This is a genomic window from Gemmatimonadaceae bacterium (assembly GCA_019637445.1).
Taxonomy (GTDB): Bacteria; Gemmatimonadota; Gemmatimonadetes; order Gemmatimonadales; family Gemmatimonadaceae; genus Pseudogemmatithrix.
The window spans coordinates 165,652-186,840 of sequence record JAHBVS010000002.1 but is presented as its reverse complement, the minus strand read 5'-3'; the positions used below and the strand labels follow the sequence as shown (position 1 = coordinate 186,840).

Genomic DNA, 21,189 nt, shown 5'->3' with positions numbered 1-21,189 from the left:
TGTCTACTCAGTCTTGGCTTGCTAAGGTACGTACGGAACAACGTCGCTGCGAGGTTCGGATTGTTACGCCAATCGCCGCGCAGCCGCTGCTTGCATCGCGCGATCGCCGCTCCACGCGCAGACGAGATTCGGCAACTCCGGGAGTTCCTCGGCCAGCGCGGGTGGCCCGAACACCAGTCCCAGCACCGACCGTCGTGCCGCACGCGACTCCGACACCGCGCGGGCCACGCGTCGACGCGTGTCCTCGCGGTACCCCGCACGACCGCGACCTTGCCGCGGCTCTCCCAGCACAACCACCAGCACGGCGCCGCGGCCCTCGTCCGTCGGACCCTCGACCACACGCGGCGCGAGACCCACGGCGCGCAGCGTCTCGAGCAACGGCGCACAGCGCCGCTCGGCATTCTCCCAAGCCCGATCGGCGTCGTCGTCCACCAGTATGACGTCGACCACGGGCCCAACGTTTGCGATGACGCCGCGCGTGGCGTGCACGACGGTGTCGGCAACCTGGCGTGCCCAGAGCACATCGTCGAGTGTGGCCTCACGCAGCACCTCGCCGCGAGCCCACTCGGCCCAGAAGTGCCGCCGCTCAAGCGCGGCGTCCACGCGGTCGGGATGCAGCGCGCCATCGCGCAACGCGGCATCCACGCCTTCGACCGCCGCGGCGACATCGCTGGGCGCGAGCGCGAGATCACAGCCCGCCGCGATCGCTCGCAGCGCTGCATCCGCTTCGGTGCCACCGCGCATCGCGGCGGCCTGGCCAGGCGCATCGCTCACCAACAGTCCCTCGAAGCCGAGTTCGCCGCGCAGGAGTCGCTCCAGCACAAGCGCCGACTGCGCGGCGGGGACGGCACTCGTATCCAACTGGGGATACGACACCTGTGAGACGAGAAGCGTTGCCACGCCGGCGTCCACCAGCGCGCGGAACGGGACCAGATCTGCGTTCCAAAGCGTTTCTCCGGACGCGGTGATCGCGGCGTTGGTGTCGAGCGCCGGATCAGTGTGGAGTCGACCGACTCCCGGCAGATGCAGGCCGCAGGCCATCACGCCCTCGGCCTGGCAAGTGTCGCTCCAGGCCACGACCCACTCGGCCACCTTCTGCACGTCGGCACCGAAGCTACGCGAGCCGAGCAGTGGGTTCTCCGTTGTCAGGGCAAGGTCGGCGCAGGGCGCCAGCGCCCAGTTCACGCCGATCGCGCGCAGTTCGCGCGCAGTGAGCCTCGCGGCGCGGCGCACGAGCTGTTCGTCGCGCAGCACGCCGAGTGCGGCGGCAGGCGGCAGGCCCGTCGCATCGGTGAACGCCTGCCCCGCCCCGCGCTCCGCCTCCGCGGCAATGAGCAATCCCAGGCGCGACGCCGACTGCAACTCCGCAATGAACGCACGCGCCGCCTCGCGGGGCCCGCCGCGCAGCACGAATCCCCCGACGCCGAGCGCGAGGCATTCCTCGACCAACTCGATGAGATGGGAGAAGCCGTGATCGCGGTCCCAGCGCAGTTCGGGAACGAACAGCGCGGCGAGTGGGTCGCTCACGCCGGGTAGCGGGCGCCGAGGACGCGTGGGCCACGCGCGCCCGTGGCGCCGACCACGTTCCCCGGCAGGCCGCGTAGGTGCAGCCAGCCGAGGAAGGCAAATGCAACGGCTTCCTTGGCGTCGCCGTCGAAGTAGAGCTCGCCGAAGGGCCGCACGAGTCGCGGGCTCAGCGACATTGCGATGGCTTCGCGCAGGGCTGGATTCCGCGCACCGCCGCCGGAGAGCAGCACGTCGGCCACTGGCTGCGGCACGAAGCGCTCGACAGCGCGGGCGATGCTGCGCGCGGTGAGCCAGGTGGCCGTGGCCACGATGTCCTCGTCGCTGCAGTGCGGCTTGGCACTGCGGCAGCGCGCGATGACGTCGGCGATGTACGCGGCGGTGAAGCGTTCGCGGCCGGTGCTCTTGGGCGGCGGGGCGTCGAACCAGGGGTCGGCGAGGAGGAACTCGACTACCGACTCGATGGGTCGCCCTGCTGCGGCCAGCTTGCCGTCGCGATCGAAGTCCATCTCGGGACGCAGCAGGCGCACGACGCCGTCGATCACGCAGACGCCGGGGCCCGTGTCGAAGGCGCGCACGGCGGTGAGGGCGTCGTCTCCCGAAGCGCGCGGCGGCAGTACGGTGACGTTGCCGATGCCGCCGAGGTTCTGCAGCAGCCGCCAGCCGTCGTCGCGCGAGAAAAGCATCGCGTCGGCGATCGGCACCAGCGGGGCACCTTCGCCACCGGCGGCTACGTCGCGCACGCGGAAGTCGGCGATGACGTCGACGCCGAGCCGCTCGGCGATGACCGCCGGCTGGCCGAACTGCCAGGTGGCCTCACGCGGGCTGTGCCACACCGTGTGGCCGTGCGAGGCGATGGCACGGATGTCCTCGCGCGCCACACCGGACTCGGCGACGGCGGCGAGGGCCGCCTCGGCGAGCCAGCCACCGAGCGCGAAGTCGAGGGCCGCGTACTCGGCGGGCGAGACGCCCGAGAGCGCGGCGGCGAGTCGCGCGCGTTCGGCAGCGGCGTAGGGGCGCGTCACGTGGGCGAGCAGCGACGGCGAGGGATTCCCCTGCTCGTCTTCCTCAAAGCGCACGACAGCAGCGGTGATGCCGTCGAGCGAAGTGCCGGACATCAAGCCGACAAGCACGTCGCCGATCACTCGCGCTCCACGGCAGGCGGGGCGTCGAGGATGACACGTCGTACGACGCCGCCGGCCTGCTCGAGCTTCGCACGCGCCTCGTCGGCGGACACGCCCAGCTTCTGCATCACCAGCGCCAGCTTCACCGAACCATCGGCGCGCCCAAGCAGTTCGCGCGCGCCATCGCGTGATCCGCCGCAGAGCGTGAGGACCATCCGTACGGCACGATCGCGCAGCTTGTCGTTCGTCGCCTTCAGGTCCACCATCAGGTTGCCGTAGGTCTTGCCGATGCGGATCATCGCACCCGTCGTGATTGTGTTGAGCACGAGCTTGGTGGCCGTTCCTGCCTTGAGCCGCGTGGAGCCCGTGACGACCTCTGGTCCGGTGATGGGCAGGATGGCGATCTCGCAGTCGGCCAGGGCGTCCGCCGGCGGCGGTGAGCAGGCGAGGATCACCGGGTGGGCGCCGATCCCCTTGGCGTGCCGCAGTGAAGCACGCACGTATGGCGTGGTGCCGCTCGCCGCGATGCCGATCACGACATCGCCCGCCGCCACGCCCGCGGCAGTCAGGTCGCGGGCGGCGTCTTCCAGCCGGTCCTCGGCGCCCTCCTGAGAACGCGTCAGAGCCGCGGGTCCGCCCGCGATGATGCCCTGCACCAGTTCGGGATCGCTGCCGAAGGTTGGCGGACACTCTGAGGCGTCCAGCACGCCAAGTCGGCCAGAGGTCCCGGCGCCGACATAGTAGAGCCGATGCCCCGCGCGGAAGGCCTGCTCCACCAACGCGATGGCGCTGGCGATGGCCTCGCGCTGCGTGGCCACGGCGTCGGCCACGGTCCGGTCCTCGGCGTTCATCAGGTCCACGATCTCGAGCGGCGAGGCGAGATCGATGTCGGCGCTGCGGGGATTGCGACGCTCGGTGACCCTGGGATCGAGCACGATGGGGGAGTCGGGGTGGGCTCGGTGTCGCGGTGGCGACCTGCGCCCTAAGTTATCGGGCGTGATGAGCCTCCGCACCCGGTTGCGCCTCCTCGGCGCCGCGGCAGTCTGCAACGCCGCCATCGGCACCTCGAGTGCCGCCCAGATCATTCGTGTCCCCTCCTCGGACGCGTCGGACCGCCCCATCGGCATCCAGGCGCACGTCGGCTACTTCCAAACCACGGATCGAGTGGACGGCCAGAGTGGCGCGCTTTGGGCCTTCGGCGAGGCGTTCCAGTACCGACTGGGCGTCGACTTCGGCCTGCGTTCCGGCAGCCTCGGAGTGACCGGAACCATCGCCACCGTGCCGGTGGCCTTCAGCAGCGCACCGGGCGCCGACGGCGAGATCCAGTTCCGCCAAGTGATGGCGACGTTCCGTTCGCCTGAGGCGCGGGTGTTCCACCAACTGCTCGAGGTCAGCGCGGGCTGGGCGCAGTGGACCAACTACTCGGGCGAGGCCGTCCTCTCGAGCGAGGAGAGCAAGCCACGCAATGCGCTGTCGATCGTGATCGGCTACGGTTTCGCCTTCCCGCTTGGCGAGCGCGCGGCGGTCACGCTGGTCCAGGACGCCGGCACGACGATTGGCTCCAAGGAAGGACTTCCGGCGGGCGCGCGGCGCTCGCAGACGCAGTACGCCACGAGACTGGGGCTGCGGTACCGGCTCCGGGGAGGACGGTAGACGATGTTGGCCTTCTTTCGCGGAATGCGGCGGCCCGGCGCGCTGCTGCTGGCAGCGACCTTTGCGCTGACGGCCTGCCGCTCGACGAGTTCCACCACTGATGCGCGCTACTCGGGCACCTTCCCCGGGGGCTGGCGCCTCAACGACGTCAAGGAAGCATCGTTCGGGGCCTCGGCAATGGTCTCGAGCAACAGCGACCTGGCGTCCGAGGCGGGCAAGGAGATCCTCGAAGCCGGTGGCAACGCGGTGGATGCCGCCGTGGCCGTGGGCTTCGCGCTGGCGGTGACGTATCCGTTTGCCGGGAACATCGGCGGCGGCGGATTCATGACGATCCGCATGGCCGACGGGCGGACGGCGGCGCTCGACTACCGCGAGATCGCCCCGTTGGCGGCCACGCGCGATATGTACGTGGACTCGATGGGCAAGCTCACCGACCGCAGCGTGGTCGGACACTTGGCGTCCGGCGTACCCGGCGCGGTGGCTGGAATGAACGCGGCGTTGGAGCGCTTCGGCACGATGCGTCTGGCGCAGGTGATGGCGCCGGCGATCCGCTTGGCGCGTGATGGCTTCGCGGTGGACAGCGCGCTCTTCCGGTCGTTGCGTGGCAGCCAGGAACGCCTCTGCCGCTTCGCCGGCTGCGCGCTGTTCTATCCCGGCGGTGCGCCCGTGCCGCCCGGCGGGATGCTCGTGCAGTCCGACCTGGCTCGCTCGCTGCAGCTGATTGCCGACCAGGGCCCCAAGGCGTTCTACGATGGGCCGGTGGGCCAGACCATCGTGGATGAGATGCAGCGCGGCGGTGGCATCATCACGCGCGAGGACCTGCGGCGCTACGAGGCCAAGTGGCGCGAGCCCGTGATCTCGACCTACCGCGGCTACACGCTGATCACGATGCCGCCGGCGAGCTCGGGTGGCATCACGATGACGGAGAGCTTCAACATCCTCGAACAATTCGCGCCGCTGCCGCCGTTCGGCACGGCGCAGTACGTGCACCTCTTGGCCGAGACGTTCCGGCGGTCGTTCATGGATCGCAACGCGAAGCTGGCCGATGCCGATTTTGTGCCCGTGCCGCGCGATGAGCTGACCTCCAAGGACTACGCCGCGAAGCTGGCGTCGGACATCAATCCGCGGAAAGCCTCGGAGACGCCGGCATTCGACGCCGCGCCCGAGCCAGAGCACACGACGCACTACTCCGTGGTGGATGCCAAGGGCAACGCCGTCGCGACGACGACGACGATCAACGGCGGCTATGGCTCGGCGGTGTGGGTACCGGGCGGCGGCTTCTTCATGAACAACGAGATGGACGACTTCGCCGCGCAGCCGGGCACGGCGAACATGTTCGGGCTGGTGCAGGGCGAGGCCAACGCCATCCAGCCTAGCAAGCGCATGCTCAGCGCGATGTCACCGACGATCGTGCTGGACCGCGAAGGGCAGGTGCTGCTCGTGGTCGGCGCGGCGGGGGGGCCGACGATCATCACAGCCACCTCGCAGGTGATCCTGAACGTGATCGAGCACGGGATGTCGTTGGTGGACGCGATGCGGGCACCGCGGATGCACCACCAGGCGCTACCGGATGCGATCCGTTATGAGGCGCAGGGCTTTGCGCCGCGGGAGCTGCGGCGGCTGGAGCGGATGGGACACACGCTCACGATGCAGCAAGGGATTGCGAACGTGAATGCGGTGATGCGGGTGCCGGGGGGCTGGCACGGGGTGCATGAGCCGCGCGGGAGCGGGGGCGCGGTGGGATACTAGGTCGGAGGTTGAAGGACGAAGGACGAAAGAGAACGGCGATGCGGGGCTCGAGGCTCCGCATCGCCGTTCTCTTTCGTCCTTCGTCCTACAACCTTTGTCCTACCGAAGATTCATCGCCTCGGTCAGCGTCACCGTGATCGGCGCATTGGCGGCGAGGCAGCCGTTATAGTCCGTGGTCGCGGCGGCGACGGCGCCACCGGCCACGGCGCCGACAGCGGCGCCGGCGACGGTGCTCTTGGTGTCCTTGCCCAGCAGCTGGCCGGCGACGGCGCCGATGGCGGCACCGGTGGCGACCTTCTTGGCCTGGGTGCCGGTGCTCTGGACGCGCACATACTCGAGCTTCGCGACTTGGGTGATGTCAGCTGCGAGGGTCCGGGTCTGTCCGGCGACATCAATCGAGATCGGCTTGAAGGCCAGCTTGACCTTCTCCTGAGAGTTCTCGCCGCGCTCGGACTCCACGACTTCGAGCGTCACGGCCGTTCCGGCCGCGAGCGAGCCGCCGTTGGACCCGGCGACGGCCTCGGTGACCGTGGCGGTGAAGCGGTCACCGACCTTGTGGGTGTTGGTGCAGATCTTGTCGGCGGAGGCGACCGTGATGGCAGTACCGACGGCGAGCGAGGCGCTGCGGTTGCTGGCCGTGCTGGTCGACGGGCGGGCAGGCGCGGGGGCGGCGGACTTCGTCGGGGCCGGCGCCGGGGTCGAGGTCGAGGAGGATGGCGGCGTGGCCGCGGCGTCGTTCATCGGGGCGTCGGCGGCGGCAGGGGCGAGTTCGATCTCGCGCCCCTCGTCGGCGGCGGGATCACCGCCACCGCAGGCGGCAATGAGGGTCAGGGCGGCGAACGCGAGGGCTACTCGACGCGTCGTGGTGGCAATCATGGCAAACCTCAATCGTGATGGGGAGTTTCGGACGCCTAAATCTCGGTGGGTACACAGCTAGCCACAACCGAGGGCAGCGGGTGTGACCTGGCTCACGAGGCGGACCGCCAGTCGACCTCCAGATGCCGGGGTGGCAAGGATTAGTACACCGGTGATGTATAGGTGAAACCTTTACGATTTCCGCGCGTCAGAAGGGCAAGAATGCAGGGCCGGCACCCTGGTCTCGTCGTCCGACGGGTCCGAAGGGCGCCGTGAACACTTCTCCTAGAGAGGACTCTGATGATCGCTCGTTTTGTTCGCGGCGCCATTGCCGCCACCGCCCTCCTCGTGGCTGTTTCGTCCACCGCGGAGGCCCAGGGCCGTTTCGGTGCGATGGCGGGTATCGCGCTGCCGACTGGCGAGTTCGGTGACTTCGCCGACATGGGCTTCAGCATCGGTGGCAACTTCTATCAGCCGATCAACGACAAGCTCAGCCTGCGCGTCGACCTCGACTGGTCGACCTTCTCGCTCGACGGCGTCGACGAGAACTGGACCCAGCTCGGCGTGATGGTCAACGGCATGATTCCGATCAACACGGGCACGGGCCTGATGCCCTATGCGCTCGTCGGCATCGGCTACTACCAGCAGAAGCTTGACGTGTTCGACGAGTCGGATCTGGCCTGGAACGTCGGCGCCGGCTTCAACTTCGAGATGTCCAGCGCCAAGCTGTTCGCCGAAGTTGTGTATCGCAGCATCATGAGCGAAGGCGACGCCACCACGTCGCTCCCCGTCCGCGTCGGCATCCGCTTCTAAGCGACGCTCCTGCAGGCAGACGCCCCGCCGCGCTCAGCGCGGCGGGGCGTCTTTGCGTCCGGACCACTCGTCGCCGGACCTTATATCCGGTTCAGGATGAACTCCGGCGTGAAGTCCTGTAGCCAATTCGAAAGCATCGTGAACCGGTTGGTCGCCATCAGCACCCCGACGAAGACCAGCAGGGCGCCCGCCGTACGGTTCACCCAGACCATGTACTGCCGCACACGCTGGAAGAGTGCCAGGAAGCGTTCCACCATCAGCGCGGCGAACAGGAAGGGCACCGCCAGGCCCAGGGAGTAGGCAAAGAGCAGCGTCAGTCCACGCCCCAAGTCGGCCTCGTTGGCCGCCATCGTCAGGATGGCCCCGAGGATAGGCCCGATACAGGGCGACCAGCCGGCGCCGAAGGCAATCCCAACCACAATGGTCCCAAGGAAGCCCAGCGGCTTGTCGGCCAGGTGCAGCCGCGTGTCCTTCATCAGGAAGGAGAGGTTGAACACGCCCATCAGGTACAGGCCAAAGATGATGATCAACACCCCGCCCGCCCGCGCGATCACGTCGCGATAGCGCAGCATCAGCTGGCCGAAGACGGTGGCCCCGGCGCCCAGCGCGAGGAAGATCAGCGTGAAGCCCGCCACGAACAGCGTCGCGTGGATCAGCGTCGTGCGCTTGGAGCGCTGCAGGTCCTCGAGGTTCATCCCCGTGATGAACGTGACGTAGCTCGGCACCAGCGGCAGCACGCAGGGGCTGAGGAAGCTCAGCAAGCCGCCGGCAAAGGCGATGAAGAGGCCGAGCGAAGCTCCGGATTCCATTTACTGGCGACCCCAAGGGGTTGAAGCGGAGGGGCGCGCGCCGCCACGCTGGCAGCCGCTGCAGATCCCGTGGATGACCAATCGATGCCGCTGCCGCGCGAAGCCCCGCGACTCGGCCACGATGGTCGTCATGCGTTCGAGGCGCTCGTCGCGGAACTCCTCAACCTTGCCGCACTGCGTGCAGACGAGGTGCTCGTGGTTCGGCACATCGCGCGTGGGCTCGAAGCGCCGGAAGCCCTCACCAAAGTCGCGCTCGGTGATCAGCCCGCTTTCCAGCAGCGTGTCGATGGCGCGGTACACGGTCGCGGTGCCGACCTTCCGACCGCGTGCCGAGACCTCCTCGGCGATCTCCTCGGCCGAAAGGTGGCGATCGGCGGTGAGCAGCACCTCGGCGATGGCGAGCCGCTGCGCCGTCACGGGCAGGTTGTGCTCGCGCAGGTAGCCGATGAAGCGCTCGACTACGGGGTGGTCTGCCACCGCCGCTGGGCCTGGGCAATGAGGGCGCGGGCGGCGTCGCCGCTCATCCGCTCGGACTCGTAGGGCTCGTCGGCGCGGGCCTTCACGCCCTGGACCACGGTGTCCACGGTCAACAGGGGCACATCGGCCTCGGCGATGACCTCGGACTCCCACTTGCCGCGGTCTGGCCCCTTGCGGGTCCAGCGATAGCGGGCCGTGTAGACGACGTGGCGCGAGGAGATGGTGGCGCCCTCGGGGAACTCCTCGGCTGCGGCGGGCTCGGTTGGCTCGTCGCCGGCCGGGCTCGCTCCTTCCGGCATCGCGGCGATCACAGCCACGCCGGTCTCGATGGTGCCCTGGCGAAGCGGTGGAAACAGATGGACCTCTGCCAGGCGCTGCGGCGGGACCACGGCGGCGATTTCCATCAGGAAGCGCTCGCGGGCGTCCGAGGCGAGGGGGATGCTCTGCGTCATCCTGAAATCTCGCCGGTTTGAGGGGCTTATTCAACGCGTGGGGTGCTGGAAAACTGCCTTCAACCACGGAGACACGGAGACACGGAGATACTGCGCGCGCCCAGGAAAGCTCTACGCCTTCTTCAAGTGAGTTCTTTGAAAGCCTCGGAGACAGATCCGTCCGCCGAGCGTCCAGAGAAGAGGGTCAAAGTGGACACGGAGTAGATCGCCCACGCTGACGTTCTCCGAGTCTCCGTGTCTCCGTGGTAACCAGCAGTTCCAGAACCGGCTGCCAACGGGTCGGTCAGAGCAGGCTCACCGGATCCCGATCCGCCACCAATCGCATGTCGTGCACTGTTGGAATCTCCACGCCCGTCATCACGCCGCGCAGGAGACGCGTGAGCGCCGAGGCGCTGGCGGACTTGAGCACCACGTGCCAGCGCCAGCGCGTCTTGATGCGCTCGATCGGGCAGGGCGCGGGCCCGAGCACCGTGATGCCGAGATTGAATTTGAGGTCCGCCTTGATGCACCACTCGGTGAGCTCGGTGGCGAACTGGGCCACTGCCGCTTCGTCGAGTCCGCTGACCACGAGGTTCGCGAGCCGCAGTGTCGGCGGGTACGGCGGTGACTCGCGCGCCGGCAGCTCCTCGGCCACAAAGGCGTGGTAGTCGTGCGTCACCGCACAGCGCAGCGCGTGATGCGAAGGCACGCGAGTCTGGATGAACACGTCCCCGCCCTTCGGGCCGCGGCCCGCGCGGCCGGCGACCTGGCTCAGCAACTGAAAGCTGCGTTCCGACGCCCGAAAGTCGGGGAGATTGATGCCGATGTCCGCGTCAATCACGCCCACCAGCGTGACGTTCGGGAAGTCGAGCCCCTTGGCGATCATCTGCGTGCCGAGCAGGATGTCGACCTCGCCTCGGGCGACGCGGTCGAGGATGGTCGTGTGCGCCCACTTCCCACTGGTCGTGTCCACATCCATCCGCGCCACGCGCGCTTCCGGCAGGCGCTCGAGCAAGAGCCGCTCGACCTGTTGTGTGCCGAGCCCGCGCTGGCGCCGCAGCGGCTGGCCGCAGTCGGCGCAGGGATGAGAGGCGTCCTCCTGGTGCAGGCAGTAGTGGCAGACCAAGCGCTCGGGCGTACGGTGGTACGTGAGTGAGATGGAGCAGTTCGGGCAGGTCGCGACGTGCCCCTCATCGCACTGCACGAAGCTGGCGTAGCCGCGGCGATTCAGCAGCAGAATGCTTTGCTCCTTCCGCTCCAAGCGATCGCGCAGCGCGCGCTCCAGCGGCGCGGAGAGCACCTGTCGGCGAGCGCGGTCCTCCGGTGTAGCAGCCTTCTGTTCCTGGCGCAGGTCCACGACCTGCACCGAAGGCAGCGAACCGCCACCGACGCGATCAGGCAGCTCCAGCAACTGGAAGCGGCCATCGCGCGCATTCACCCAACTCTCGAGACTCGGCGTGGCGCTGCCGAGCACGCAGATGGCCCCGGTCTCGCGGGCGCGGAGCACGGCCACCTCGCGCGCGTTGTAGCGCGGCGTCTCGCCCTGCTTGTAGCTGCCCTCGTGCTCCTCGTCCACGATGATGGCGCCGAGGTTCTCGAGTGGCGCGAACACCGCGGAGCGCGCGCCCACGGCGATGCGGCGCTCGCCGCGCTGCAAGGCGCGCCAGGCGTCGAGGCGTTCGCCATCGCTCAGGCCTGAGTGCAAGACGGCCACCTGGTCGCCGAAGACAGCGCGGAAGCGATCCACGGCCTGCGGCGTGAGGGCGATCTCGGGCACGAGCACGATGGCGCTCTGTCCGCGCTTGTGCACGACTTCCTCGAGCACCTTGAGATACACGAGCGTCTTGCCGCTGCCGGTGATGCCGTGCAGCAGGGTGACGCTGCCGATCTCCGACGCCAGGATCGCATCGATCGCCGTCTGCTGCGCGGCCGTGGGCTGCTGCCGCGGTGCCGGCGGCGCAGGCCGGTCGGCAAAGGGATCGCGAAGCAGCGAGGCCTGCTCAATGTTCGCGAAGCCACGCTTGGCCAGTGCGGTCACCACGGCGGGCGTGCAGCCCAGTCGCTCCACCAGGTGCTTCACGGGTGCGCGCCCGCCGAGCTGCTCGAGGAGCTCGAACAACGCGCGCTGCTGTGGGGAGCGCCTGAAGGCTTCGTCCCGGGCCGTAAGCGTGGGCAGCTCGCGCGAGAGCACGAGGATGCGCTCCTGCTTGCCGGCGGCCTCGGGTTTCGCGGCTACACCGAGTGCGGCGGGCAGCACCGAGCGCGTGACCAAGCCTATCGGCGCCACATAGTACTCGGCCATCCAGCGGCAGACGGCGAGCAGGTCCGCGCGCAACGCTGGCTCGGGGTCCGGCGCGGCCAGCAGCGCCTTGGCCTCGCGACCACCAAGGGCACGGCCATCGGACTCACCGAGGCAGATGCCGACGACGCGCTTGCCACGTACAGGCGCGACGACGCGGCTGCCGGCGACGACCGGATGCTTGAGCGAGTCGGGGACCGCGTAGGTGAAGGTGCGCAGCAGGGGCAGCGGCAGCGCGACCTCGACGAGCCGGCTGCTCACCCCACGCTGGTCGGGCGCGTGGCCCGCACCGGGGGCGTGGACCGCGCGCCCTCGGCGTGCATCCACGCGTAGATGTCGTCGGCCAGCTCGTGCCCGCGCTGGTAGCGCTTGTCGGGGTTCTTCTCGAGGCACTTCATGATGATGCCGGCGAGCCGGTCCGGGACGTCGGGCACCAAGGTCTGGATGGCCGGCGGCGCCTCGTGCACGTGCTTGTAGCCGATCGAGTAGCCGTCGGGCCCGTCGAAGGGCGTAACGCCGGCGAGGCACTCGTAGAGCATCACGCCGATGGCGTAGAGGTCGGCACGGCCGTCAACGAAGCGGCCCATCGCCTGTTCCGGGGCCATGTAGTGCGGCGTACCCATCGCGCGGCCACCGGCCGTCATTCGGCCGTGGAAGTACGCCGTGGCGATGCCGAAGTCGGTGAGAATGGCGTTGCCGTCGGTGTCGAAGAGCACGTTGTCCGGCTTCACGTCGCGGTGGATGACGCCTTGGCGCGCGGCGTAGTCCAGCGCGGTAGCCACCTGCGCGCAGATGCGCGCGGCGCGGACGGTCTCGATCGTCCGTGTGCGCGTGAGGTCGTCGGCGAGGCAGCCGCCGTTCAGGAACGGCAGCACAAGGTACACGGCCTCGTCCGTCTCGCCGTAGTCCAGCGGCGCGCAGATGAAGGGATGCAGCAGTCGACTCGCCGACTCCGCCTCTCGGCGAAAGCGCACCTTCATCTCCGTGTCGCGGGCGAGGTGGGCGTGCATCACCTTCACGGCCAGCGGGCGACTGAGCAGGTGGTGCCGGGCCTCGTACACGTCCGCCATGCCACCGCTGCCGATGCGGCGCACGACCTTGTAGCGATGGCCCGTGGCGTGGCGCAGCGACGTGATCAGGTGATCCGGCGCATCAACGGCGGAGGGGATGTCCGGCAGCGTCTCCCCACACTGCAGGCAGGCGCGGACGTTGCTCCGGTTCCAGGTACCGCAGTCAGGGCAGAACACTTATGGAATATGGGGCCTAGAGCCAGCCGTTGCGACGGAGGAACCAGATGAATCCGCCGCCCAACCCGAGCTGCAGGGCGAGCATCACCCAGAAGCCGTGCGGCCAGTTGGAGAGGGGGATGTCGTTGAAGTTCATCCCCCACATCCCGCTGACGACCACAAATGGCACGCTGAGCGTGGCGACGACGGTGAGCCCCTTGGTCACCAGGCCCATCCGGTTCGACACCTGCGTGAGATACGCGTCCAAGGTGCTGGAGATCAATTCGCGATAGGTGTCCAGCGATTCGTTCTGGCGGATCACGTGGTCGTAGACGTCACGGAAGTAGATCTGCGCCTCGGGCGAGACGTGGGCGCAGGGACGGCTCTGCAGGATGTTAAACACCTCACGCATCGGCGAGAGATGGCGCTTGAGCTGCAGCACCAGCCGCTTGACGCTGAAGATGTCACGCATGGCCTCGTGGTCGAACTGGACGAACACGCGCGCCTCCAGCTGGTCCACGAACTCGTCGAGCTGGTCGATGATGGGAAAGTACGCGTCGACCGTCGCATCGAGGATGTGATGCAACAGCCTCGCGGCGCCGCGGCCCATCGTCTCGGGCGCGCGGTCCAAGCGCGCGATGGTCGCGTCCACGCCGGGGGCGTGTGCTCCGTGCACCGTCACCACGAAGTTCCGGCCGACGAAGCTCCAGAGGTTGAAGGTCTCGATGTCGTAGAGATCCTCGGTCTCGGTCACGAAGCGGACGCCACGCACCACGGTGAAGGTGTAGTGCGGGAACTCCTCGAACTTCGTGCGTCCCTCGGAGGAGGTCGTATCCTCGACGCTCAGCGGGTGGAACTTGAAGACCTTCGCCAGCAACTGCTGCTGCGATGCGCTGTTGGCGTCGAGGTCCACCCAGAGCAGGCCCGTCCCGCTCTCAAGGATTGCCGCGAACTCAGCGGGATCGATATCGCGGCGCATCGCGCCGCCGTCGTCACGGTACCAGGAGCGCGGGGCGTCGGAGGCCGTGGGCACGGCCTGCTTGCGGGCCTTCTTGATGCGGAGCGCCGGGCTGCGCTTGGGCATGCCGAGAAGCTACCGCAGTGCCTCCAAGTGCGCGATGACGCCCTCGGCCAGGCGCTGCGGCGCGTAGCCGCCTTCGAGCGCGCTCACGAGCCGCCCGCCGCACCAGCGATCGGCGCGCGTCACCAGTTGGCGCGTCAGCGTCTCGATGTCAGTCGGCTCAAGCGTGAAGCCGCCGAGCGGGTCGCCGGCCATGCTGTCGAAGCCTGAGCTCACCAGTACGATGTCCGGCGCCCAATTAGCGGTCGCGGCGTCGACGGCGCCGAGCAGGGCGTCGAGATAGCGCCCGGCCTCGAGGCCAGGCGGCATCGGGACGTTCAAGACATTCTGGTGCGGCCCGCGGTCGTCGGCCGCGCCGGAGCCCGGATACCAGGGCCACTGATGCATCGACACAAACCGGATCTCGGCTTCCTGCTCCACCAGCGCCTGCGTGCCGTTGCCGTGGTGCACGTCCCAGTCGACGATGAGGACGCGATTGGCACCCTTCTGCCGCGCAAAGTGCGCGGCGATGGCAACACTTCCGAACAAGCAGAATCCCATGCCTTGGTCGCGCAGGGCGTGGTGGCCGGGAGGCCGTACGGCGCAGAAGCTGCGCGCATTGCGTCCGTCGAGCGCGCGCTCAACGGCATCGAGCACCGAACCGGCCGCCGCCCGCGCGGCATCCCAACTGCCCTCGCTGACGATGGTGTCGGCGTCGAAGCGCCCGCCACCGCTCTCCGCGAGCTCGCGCACCCTATCGATGTACGCACGATCGTGCGCAAGCGCGAGCTCGTCCTCGGTGGCGTGGCGGCCTTCGAGCAGTTCCAGCGCCATGAACAACTCGGGGTGGTACTTCATCTTGCTCGTGATGGCGCGGACGCGCCCCACGTGCTCAGGATGGTTCCAGCCGTTGTCGTGCCGGCCGCAGTCGGAGTGGGAGATAAAGGCCAGCGACACCTAGCGTGCCCCTCGGGCTCGGCGTGAGGACCACTCTCCAACGAAGAGTAGGAGCAGGAGCGCGCCGAGCCAGGTAGGCAGTGCGGGCAGGCCGCGCGGCTCGGCCACAGGCACGTCCTGAGCGGGGCCGAGTGCCTGAACAAGCGCCGCACGCGGCGCGGGATCCGCGAGCGTGAGGGGATCTTCGCCTTGGGATGCCGTGTCGGGCCCCACTGCGCCTCGTGAGCCAGCGGCAGCCTCTGTCGAGTTGGCACCGTCGCCGGCGCGCGCCAGTTCAGCCGCCGCCGCGAGCCCAACAATCCGCGACCAGTACGCCCGATGCTCGGCGGGGCCTCGGCCCTCGCCCTCCATTCGCCAACGCCAGGTGTCGGTGTAGCCAAGTTGGATCACGCGGCCTGCTTCGACGCGGCGCGCCACCAGCGCCGCGCTGCCTGCGCGACGCTCCAGCACCGTGGACGCATCGGAACCCGCCGCCAGCGTGAGGAGTGGCAGTGCTTCCAGTGGCGGGATGCCTTCTAGCCGGCGCGCCTCGGGTTCGTCACGACCGCTGACCGATGCTGCAGCAATCGCGCGGATAGCCGGCGGCGTGGCGAGCGCGGCCTCACCGGCGAGCACGAGGCCCGTGCCGGCACGCACGGCGCGTGCGATGGCAGCGGCCTGCGCTCGCAGAGAGGCCGTGTCGAGCACGACGACGGCCGCGTGTCGCGTGACGTTGGGGACGATCACGCCCTGCTGCACGTCGCGCTCGCGCCCGACGGTCAGTTGCGCATCGACCGCCCAGCCGGCTTCCTCAAGTGCGACGATGACAAAGCGCGACTCCCACGTGGCGCGCCCCAGCACCAACACCCGACGCAGCGCGACGGGCTCGGGTGCAAGGAGAGTGGCGATCGCCGCCGCGCCGTCCACCCGCAGCGCGCCACGCAATGGATCGGTGGTCAAGGTGCCGACACCGGACGCGATCGAGTCGAGCACGCCAAGCGAGTCTCGCAGCACGAGGGCGGAGTCCGCCACGACCGCAACCTGCCAGCGGTTCCCGGGTTCGCGCAGCATCTCCACGCTCGCCGCCGTCGCGCCGACGCGGCCGTGCCAATGGACCTCGCGCCCGCTGCGTTGCAGCGCCGCCAAGGAATCGCGCGTCGCCGCCGAGGGTGCCGTGGTGAACTCGAGCATTGCCGGCGCCGCACCGCGCGAGGCGCTTAGTGCCGGCCACCACGCGAGCAGCAACGCCAGCACGAGCCCAGCCGCCGCCGCGGCCCGAAGACTGCGCTCGACGAGCACTCGACGCCAGCGAAGCTCAGCGGGTGAGTGCATACACCACCAGGTTCACGCCGAAGCGCGTGTTGTCCACCGACAGGAAGCGCTTGTTGTCGGGGTGATAGTTCCATTCCGAGCTGTAGTCCTTGCTCGAATAGAGCACCGCGATGCGCCCCTCGTGCATCACCGCCTGCAGATGCTTGTGGATGAGGTTGTCGCCCCAGCCGTTCAGCTCGTGGCTCGTGGTTGGCGGGCCATCAGGAAACTGGAAGAAGCAACGGTAGAGGTCGTGATCGTTCGGCAGGTCCTGCAACGGAGAGAGCGTTGCCGCGATCTCCTCCCAGGCCGTGCGGTGGAACTCGCCGTCGATATCGTGGTTGTGGTCATCGACAAACAGCAGCCCACCGCGCCGCACATACTCGCGCAGCATCGTGCGCTCGGCGGTGCTGAATCGCACGGGCAGATGGCCGGTGAGATAGACGAGCGGATAGCGCAGCAGATCGCGCGAACCCAGCGGCACCACCACGCCCGTTGGCGACACGTCGATGGCGGTGTATCGCGCCACGGAGTCGATGAGATTCGGCGGCACCATTGGCGCCGAGTCCCAGTCACCGGAGTCGTACTGCGCGGTGGCCCAGATGAACTCGGCCATCACTCGCCCCACGGCGTTAGAGTTCCGCGGCGAGGCGGCGCGCTGAGCAGGGCGCGACGAGCGGCGGCGAGCGGCGTGGTGACGTCGCCACCGCGGCGCAGGGCGTCGGCGGCTGCGTCGAGGGCAATGGCTGCGCTGCGCTCCTGTTCCGGCAGTCCGACACGGATCAGCAGCAACGAGTCCGCAGTGGCCGCGGGGTCAAGGCTCGCGTTGGCCAATGCGTTGTCGAAGCGCGCCAAGCGGGCCGCGCGCTCGGGGTCGAGCGCGGCACGTGGACTGCGCTGGCCTGGCCTGGCCTCGTCCTTGCCGGCGAGGCGCACGCGGGCGAGGTCCACCACGACCCGCGGCGGGCGCCCGCGCAGGTAGATGCGCTCGGCGGCACGGGCGCGCTGCAGTGCCTCGATCGCGCGCTCCATCCACGGAATCGCGGCGGCAGGGCGTCCGGTCTCGAGTTCGCTCGAGGCTCGCCACATGTGGTTGTAGGCCTCGAGCAGCGGGCGATTGATCGCCACGATCGGCGTCTCGTCGCCGTGGTTGTCGAGGCTGCGTGTGACATCGGCGTTCGCGGCACGTTCGGCAGCGGCGAGGATGTCATCGACGTTGACTTCGGAGTCCGGCGAGTGGTCGTGCCCGTCCCCGGCGTAGTGCGAGTGTTCCCCGCCGTCCTCGTCGCCGCCGAGTCGGAGGAAGACGACCTCACCAACTTTTTTGCGCAGCTTGGTCTGGTCCACGGCGATGACGCGGGAGCGACGCGTGGTCTCGGCCTCGCGCAGTCGACGCGAGAGCTCGACCAGCTCCTGCGTCTGCATCAGGATCATCCGCTGGGAGAGCGCGTCCTTTTCCGGCTCGGCGGGTGGCAGTGGCTCCACGGAGACTGAGTCGTATTCGTCCGCGCGCGCGATGCGCAGCGTGCGTGTCTCGGAGCTGCCCTGCCCCGGGCCGGTCACGTCGTTGAAGTCGCGGGCGAGGGCGCGCAGGTGGATCATGTCACCCGGCTTGAGGCCCAGCGTATCGAGACGCAGCGTGCCGGCGATGCGCCCCTCCCGGGTGCGCGGTTGGAAGCGCTGCGCAGCGGCTCGCACCGTGCGGAAGGTGTAGAGCTCGCCGCTGCCCGCCGAGATGATGAGCTCGAAGGCGGCGTCCTGCAGGCCGAGGTCGTCGCGCAGCTCGGCGGCCAGTGGCAGCTCGCCTCGCGGTTCGCGCAGCACCGAGTCACGGGCTGGAGCTTCGAGACGCACGCTCGGTACAGAATCGATCAGTGGGTCGAGCAGCAGCACGCGCTCGCCGGCGGGGCCCTGGAGACGAAGCGCCGTGGCGGCGGCTGGCATCGGCAGGGTGATGGTCCAGCGGTCACCGGATGCCAGCGCGCGGATCTCAGCCGCAGACCCGCCCGCATCGCTTGAGTTGCCGCCCGACGTTGCGTCTGCGCCCGTGCCCGCCCCCGCCGCTCGCGCCGTCACGCCGCTGCCCCGCCCTTCAACGGTCACGCGGCTGCCTACCAACGCCTGCACCGTGGCGGGGTTGTCCACGACTTCGCTTTGCAGTCCGCTGTAGGCTGGCGGCAGGAGCCGCACGACGATGGTCGCCAGGGGATTCGCGGCGGCGGCGCTGCCCGCGCCGACACGGTTCAGGGCGTCACCAGCTGCGGGAGCGCTAATGCGCTGCATCACGCCCGCTGGCAGCAGGAGGAGGAGCGCGGCGACCAAGAGCAGAGCGAATGCCGGCTTCGTGAGCGAGGCCTTCGCAGCGTCGCGCAGTTCGCGCTCGAGCGGCACGGCGTCTGTCGTTGACTGCAGCGTCGGCGAGGGCGCGGCGAGCCCCGCCTGCGTGACCAGCGTATAGCGCAGTGCCGGGAGCCGACGCTCGAACCACAGCGCGATCTGCTCGTCCGTCGCCCGCAGCACGTCGCGCAGTGGGCCAGCCAACTGCCACAGGCCCACCGCGAGCGCCGCAAGACACGGGGCTGGCGCGAGCCGCGTGCGCGCCGTGAGGCCGAGGCCGATCACGGCATCGAGCGCCACGAGCAGGAGCGCGGCCAGCGCAGCCGCGAGCGCGGCGTAGAGCGCTGCGCGCCCCGCGGCGACGAGCACGAGTTGGCGCTTGGCGCGCTGCAGGCGCTGGCTTGTGGTCACGCCTTGGCCTCCGTACGACGGCGCAGCAGCTGTTCGCTCACGAGCGCCAATGCCGCGAGCAGCAGCAGCCAGGCGGCTAGCGGTGACGCATCCGCGCGCAGCGGCAGTAGTTGCTGCGCCGACGCCAGGTGATCGGGGCCACGCAACCACTCAAGCGTGGAGTCGGGCAAGGCCGGCGCGACGTCGCCACCGCACGGTGCAAGCACCACATCAAGGAACTCGGCGAAGGGCTGCCGCAGCGTCAGGTCGCCTTCGATCGGCAGGCCGACGCCGACAGTCTTGGCGCAGCCCGCGCCGAGTGCGCGTTCAGTGGCTGCTATGGTGCCGTCGCGCCAGCGGGCGATGGATCGACTGGTCGCGGCGCCGCCCTGACCCGAGCCCATAGCAGATTCGGCCGCTGCCGAGTCGCCGAGGGGGACTCGAATGAGCGGTGCGACCACCGACGCGGCCTCGCTGCCGAACGCCACGACACCGTCTGGCCTGACGACAGTGCCTTCGCCCCGCGCAGGCCAGTGCACAAGCACGGCCCCCGTCGTCCCCCGCGCCCACGCCGAGTCCGCTGGGCCGGGCGCATCCCGCGTCACCCGCAACGGATGCGAGCCTCGGCGCCGCGACCACGCCGCGAGTGCCGGTGCCAGTGGATCGTCCCGCATCGACGAACGCAGACCAGCACGAAGGCCGCGAGTGCTGTCGCGGCCAGCGCGCAGCTCAACGAACTCCACACGACCCGGCCAGGCGGCACGGAGGGTCGCCGTGGCCGCATCGAGCGCGTCTCGTCGGGAGGTACCAACCAGCACCAGTCGCAGCGAGTCGGCACCGCGCGCGATCTGCGCAGCGGCATCGCCGGCGGCGACCAGTGCCGGCGACCAACTGGCGCGGCGCACGGATGGCGACGAGAGGCTGTCCAAGGCGTCAACCGGCACGATGCGTGCTGCTGTATCGAACACCACAAGCGCGGCGCCCTCGCCGAGCTGTTCGCGCGCCGCGTGTCGCGCAGCCTCAACGTCGGCGACTGCCGTAGTCCATTCCAGCGCGACCACCGCGCGCACGCTTGGCCCGGGCGCATCCAATAGCGGCCGCGCGAAGGCGAGCGCGAGCGCGGCCACGGCGAGCAATCGCAGCGCCAGCAGCAACAGGTCGGTCGGCCTCGCTGCACGTGAGACCGCGCGCGCCTCCGCCTCCGGTACGAATCGCGCCGTGGGGAGCGGTGCCGTGGGCGGACGACGCGTCGTGAGCAGGTGGATTGCCACGACGGCAGCTGCGGCCGCGGCACCGAAGGCAAGTATCCAGGGCGCGAGGAAGCTCATCGCGTGACCTCAAGCACGCCTGCCCGGGCCACGCGGCGCACGACGAGCTCTACCGGCTCGTCATCCACGATCTCGTGCACGACCACGCCATCGCGGCGGCAACGCTGCGCGACATCGGTTCGGAACGCGGCGAAGCGCTGGCGATACCCATCGCGCGTGAACGGCACGAGCGGACGTTCAAGGCTCGGGTCCTCGGGATCCCGCGCCATCACATCGGTCGGCGGCGGCTCGAGTTCCTGCCGCGACACCACGTGCACGAGATACGCCTCGCCACCGCGCACCACGTGCTGGGCCAGCGCGGCGCGCCAGCTGTCGAAGTCGCCGAGGCAGTCGGTGATAAGCACGCAACGCGCGGCGCTCGCGGCCAACAGCGGCGTCAGCGGCCGCGCGCCCGAAGGCTCCACGCCATTCAGCGTGCGCGTGATGTCCGCGAGCACGCCGGCCCGCGTGCGCGGCTGCAGGCGGATCGGGCCAGTGTTTGCGTTGACGAGCAGTCCAACGGGGTCACCGCTGGCGTGCGCCACCGCCGCGAGGCCGACGGCCACCGCCTTGGCGGTCGTCCACTTGTTGGCGTCGGCCGCGGGGAATCCCATCGACGCGCTCGCGTCCACGACAAACGTCGTCCCCAGCGTGGCGTGGTCCGGCGCAAGCCGGATGAAGGCCCGATCGCTGCGGGCGAGCAGTTTCCAGTCGAGTCGACGCGGGTCATCACCCTGCCGGTAGGGCCGGTACTCGGCAAACTCCGGCGCCGCGCCGCGTGACCTCGCTTGGTGCGCACCCGGCGCACCCTGCGGCACGGGCCGACGCGCGGGCCAGCGCACGCCGCGCACGGCGTCGAGCAACGCGCCGTACGGGCCGACCGGCACG

At 69.4% G+C, this 21,189-nt stretch carries 19 protein-coding genes; 3 read left to right on the top strand and 16 right to left on the bottom strand.

The annotated features are described in order from the left end of the window. Positions 1 to 63 precede the first annotated feature (63 nt). The 3 genes from KF709_11060 to murQ are packed head-to-tail and all read right to left on the bottom strand — an operon-like array spanning position 64 to position 3,706. Positions 64 to 1,527, bottom strand: coding sequence for a hypothetical protein (locus KF709_11060; GenBank protein ID MBX3174943.1), 1,464 nt, complete (start codon positions 1,525 to 1,527; stop codon positions 64 to 66). Beyond that, the gene (locus KF709_11055) at positions 1,524 to 2,669 is read right to left on the bottom strand and encodes an anhydro-N-acetylmuramic acid kinase (GenBank protein MBX3174942.1); all 1,146 of its coding nucleotides are present in this window, start codon (positions 2,667 to 2,669) and stop codon (positions 1,524 to 1,526) included. The genes KF709_11060 and KF709_11055 overlap by 4 nt, the downstream gene beginning before the upstream one ends. After that, positions 2,666 to 3,706 (bottom strand): N-acetylmuramic acid 6-phosphate etherase, encoded by a 1,041-nt coding sequence (gene murQ / locus KF709_11050; protein MBX3174941.1) that lies wholly within the window; start codon positions 3,704 to 3,706, stop codon positions 2,666 to 2,668. Before murQ ends, KF709_11055 begins: the two co-directional genes overlap by 4 nt. Between murQ and KF709_11045 the strand changes: the two genes are divergently transcribed. Continuing rightward, complete coding sequence (locus tag KF709_11045; GenBank protein MBX3174940.1) at positions 3,648 to 4,301, top strand: hypothetical protein; 654 nt, start codon at positions 3,648 to 3,650, stop codon at positions 4,299 to 4,301. The two genes, murQ and KF709_11045, sit on opposite strands and share 59 nt — an antisense overlap. A gap of 3 nt (positions 4,302 to 4,304) precedes the next feature. Continuing rightward, on the top strand, positions 4,305 to 6,050 hold the full coding sequence (gene ggt, locus KF709_11040) for a gamma-glutamyltransferase (protein MBX3174939.1): 1,746 nt from the start codon (positions 4,305 to 4,307) through the stop codon (positions 6,048 to 6,050). Between the two features lie 99 nt (positions 6,051 to 6,149). On the opposite strand, the gene KF709_11035 is transcribed toward ggt, so the two are convergent. Further along, positions 6,150 to 6,926 (bottom strand): hypothetical protein, encoded by a 777-nt coding sequence (locus KF709_11035; GenBank protein MBX3174938.1) that lies wholly within the window; start codon positions 6,924 to 6,926, stop codon positions 6,150 to 6,152. Positions 6,927 to 7,205: 279 nt separating this feature from the next. Here KF709_11035 and KF709_11030 point away from each other — a divergent pair, with 279 nt between their 5' ends. Further along, the gene (locus KF709_11030; protein MBX3174937.1) at positions 7,206 to 7,718 is read left to right on the top strand and encodes a porin family protein; all 513 of its coding nucleotides are present in this window, start codon (positions 7,206 to 7,208) and stop codon (positions 7,716 to 7,718) included. Between the two features lie 80 nt (positions 7,719 to 7,798). On the opposite strand, the gene KF709_11025 is transcribed toward KF709_11030, so the two are convergent. The 12 genes from KF709_11025 to KF709_10970 form a co-directional block, all read right to left on the bottom strand. Then, on the bottom strand, positions 7,799 to 8,527 hold the full coding sequence (locus KF709_11025) for a sulfite exporter TauE/SafE family protein (protein MBX3174936.1): 729 nt from the start codon (positions 8,525 to 8,527) through the stop codon (positions 7,799 to 7,801). Further along, a complete protein-coding gene (locus KF709_11020; GenBank protein MBX3174935.1) occupies positions 8,528 to 9,004 on the bottom strand; it encodes a transcriptional repressor in 477 nt (158 codons plus the stop codon). Next, the gene (locus KF709_11015; GenBank protein ID MBX3174934.1) at positions 8,986 to 9,456 is read right to left on the bottom strand and encodes a hypothetical protein; all 471 of its coding nucleotides are present in this window, start codon (positions 9,454 to 9,456) and stop codon (positions 8,986 to 8,988) included. Before KF709_11015 ends, KF709_11020 begins: the two co-directional genes overlap by 19 nt. A gap of 283 nt (positions 9,457 to 9,739) precedes the next feature. Further along, a complete protein-coding gene (priA, locus tag KF709_11010) occupies positions 9,740 to 11,995 on the bottom strand; it encodes a primosomal protein N' (GenBank protein MBX3174933.1) in 2,256 nt (751 codons plus the stop codon). Next, positions 11,992 to 12,981 carry a serine/threonine protein kinase gene (locus KF709_11005; GenBank protein ID MBX3174932.1) on the bottom strand — a complete coding sequence of 330 codons (990 nt, stop codon included), beginning with the start codon at positions 12,979 to 12,981 and terminating at the stop codon, positions 11,992 to 11,994. Before KF709_11005 ends, priA begins: the two co-directional genes overlap by 4 nt. Positions 12,982 to 12,997: 16 nt before the next feature. Then, on the bottom strand, positions 12,998 to 14,044 hold the full coding sequence (locus KF709_11000) for a magnesium transporter CorA family protein (GenBank protein ID MBX3174931.1): 1,047 nt from the start codon (positions 14,042 to 14,044) through the stop codon (positions 12,998 to 13,000). A gap of 9 nt (positions 14,045 to 14,053) precedes the next feature. Then, a complete protein-coding gene (locus tag KF709_10995) occupies positions 14,054 to 14,977 on the bottom strand; it encodes a histone deacetylase (GenBank protein MBX3174930.1) in 924 nt (307 codons plus the stop codon). Further along, entirely contained in the window at positions 14,978 to 16,288 is a 1,311-nt protein-coding gene (locus KF709_10990; GenBank protein ID MBX3174929.1) for a hypothetical protein, read from the bottom strand. Then, complete coding sequence (locus KF709_10985; GenBank protein ID MBX3174928.1) at positions 16,272 to 16,883, bottom strand: DUF4159 domain-containing protein; 612 nt, start codon at positions 16,881 to 16,883, stop codon at positions 16,272 to 16,274. Before KF709_10985 ends, KF709_10990 begins: the two co-directional genes overlap by 17 nt. Further along, complete coding sequence (locus tag KF709_10980) at positions 16,883 to 19,015, bottom strand: hypothetical protein (GenBank protein MBX3174927.1); 2,133 nt, start codon at positions 19,013 to 19,015, stop codon at positions 16,883 to 16,885. The genes KF709_10985 and KF709_10980 overlap by 1 nt, the downstream gene beginning before the upstream one ends. After that, positions 19,012 to 20,322: a BatA domain-containing protein gene (locus KF709_10975; protein MBX3174926.1), complete on the bottom strand. Its 1,311-nt coding sequence runs from the start codon at positions 20,320 to 20,322 to the stop codon at positions 19,012 to 19,014. The genes KF709_10980 and KF709_10975 overlap by 4 nt, the downstream gene beginning before the upstream one ends. Further along, positions 20,319 to 21,188, bottom strand: coding sequence for a DUF58 domain-containing protein (locus tag KF709_10970; protein MBX3174925.1), 870 nt, complete (start codon positions 21,186 to 21,188; stop codon positions 20,319 to 20,321). The genes KF709_10975 and KF709_10970 overlap by 4 nt, the downstream gene beginning before the upstream one ends. Position 21,189: the final 1 nt, after the last annotated feature.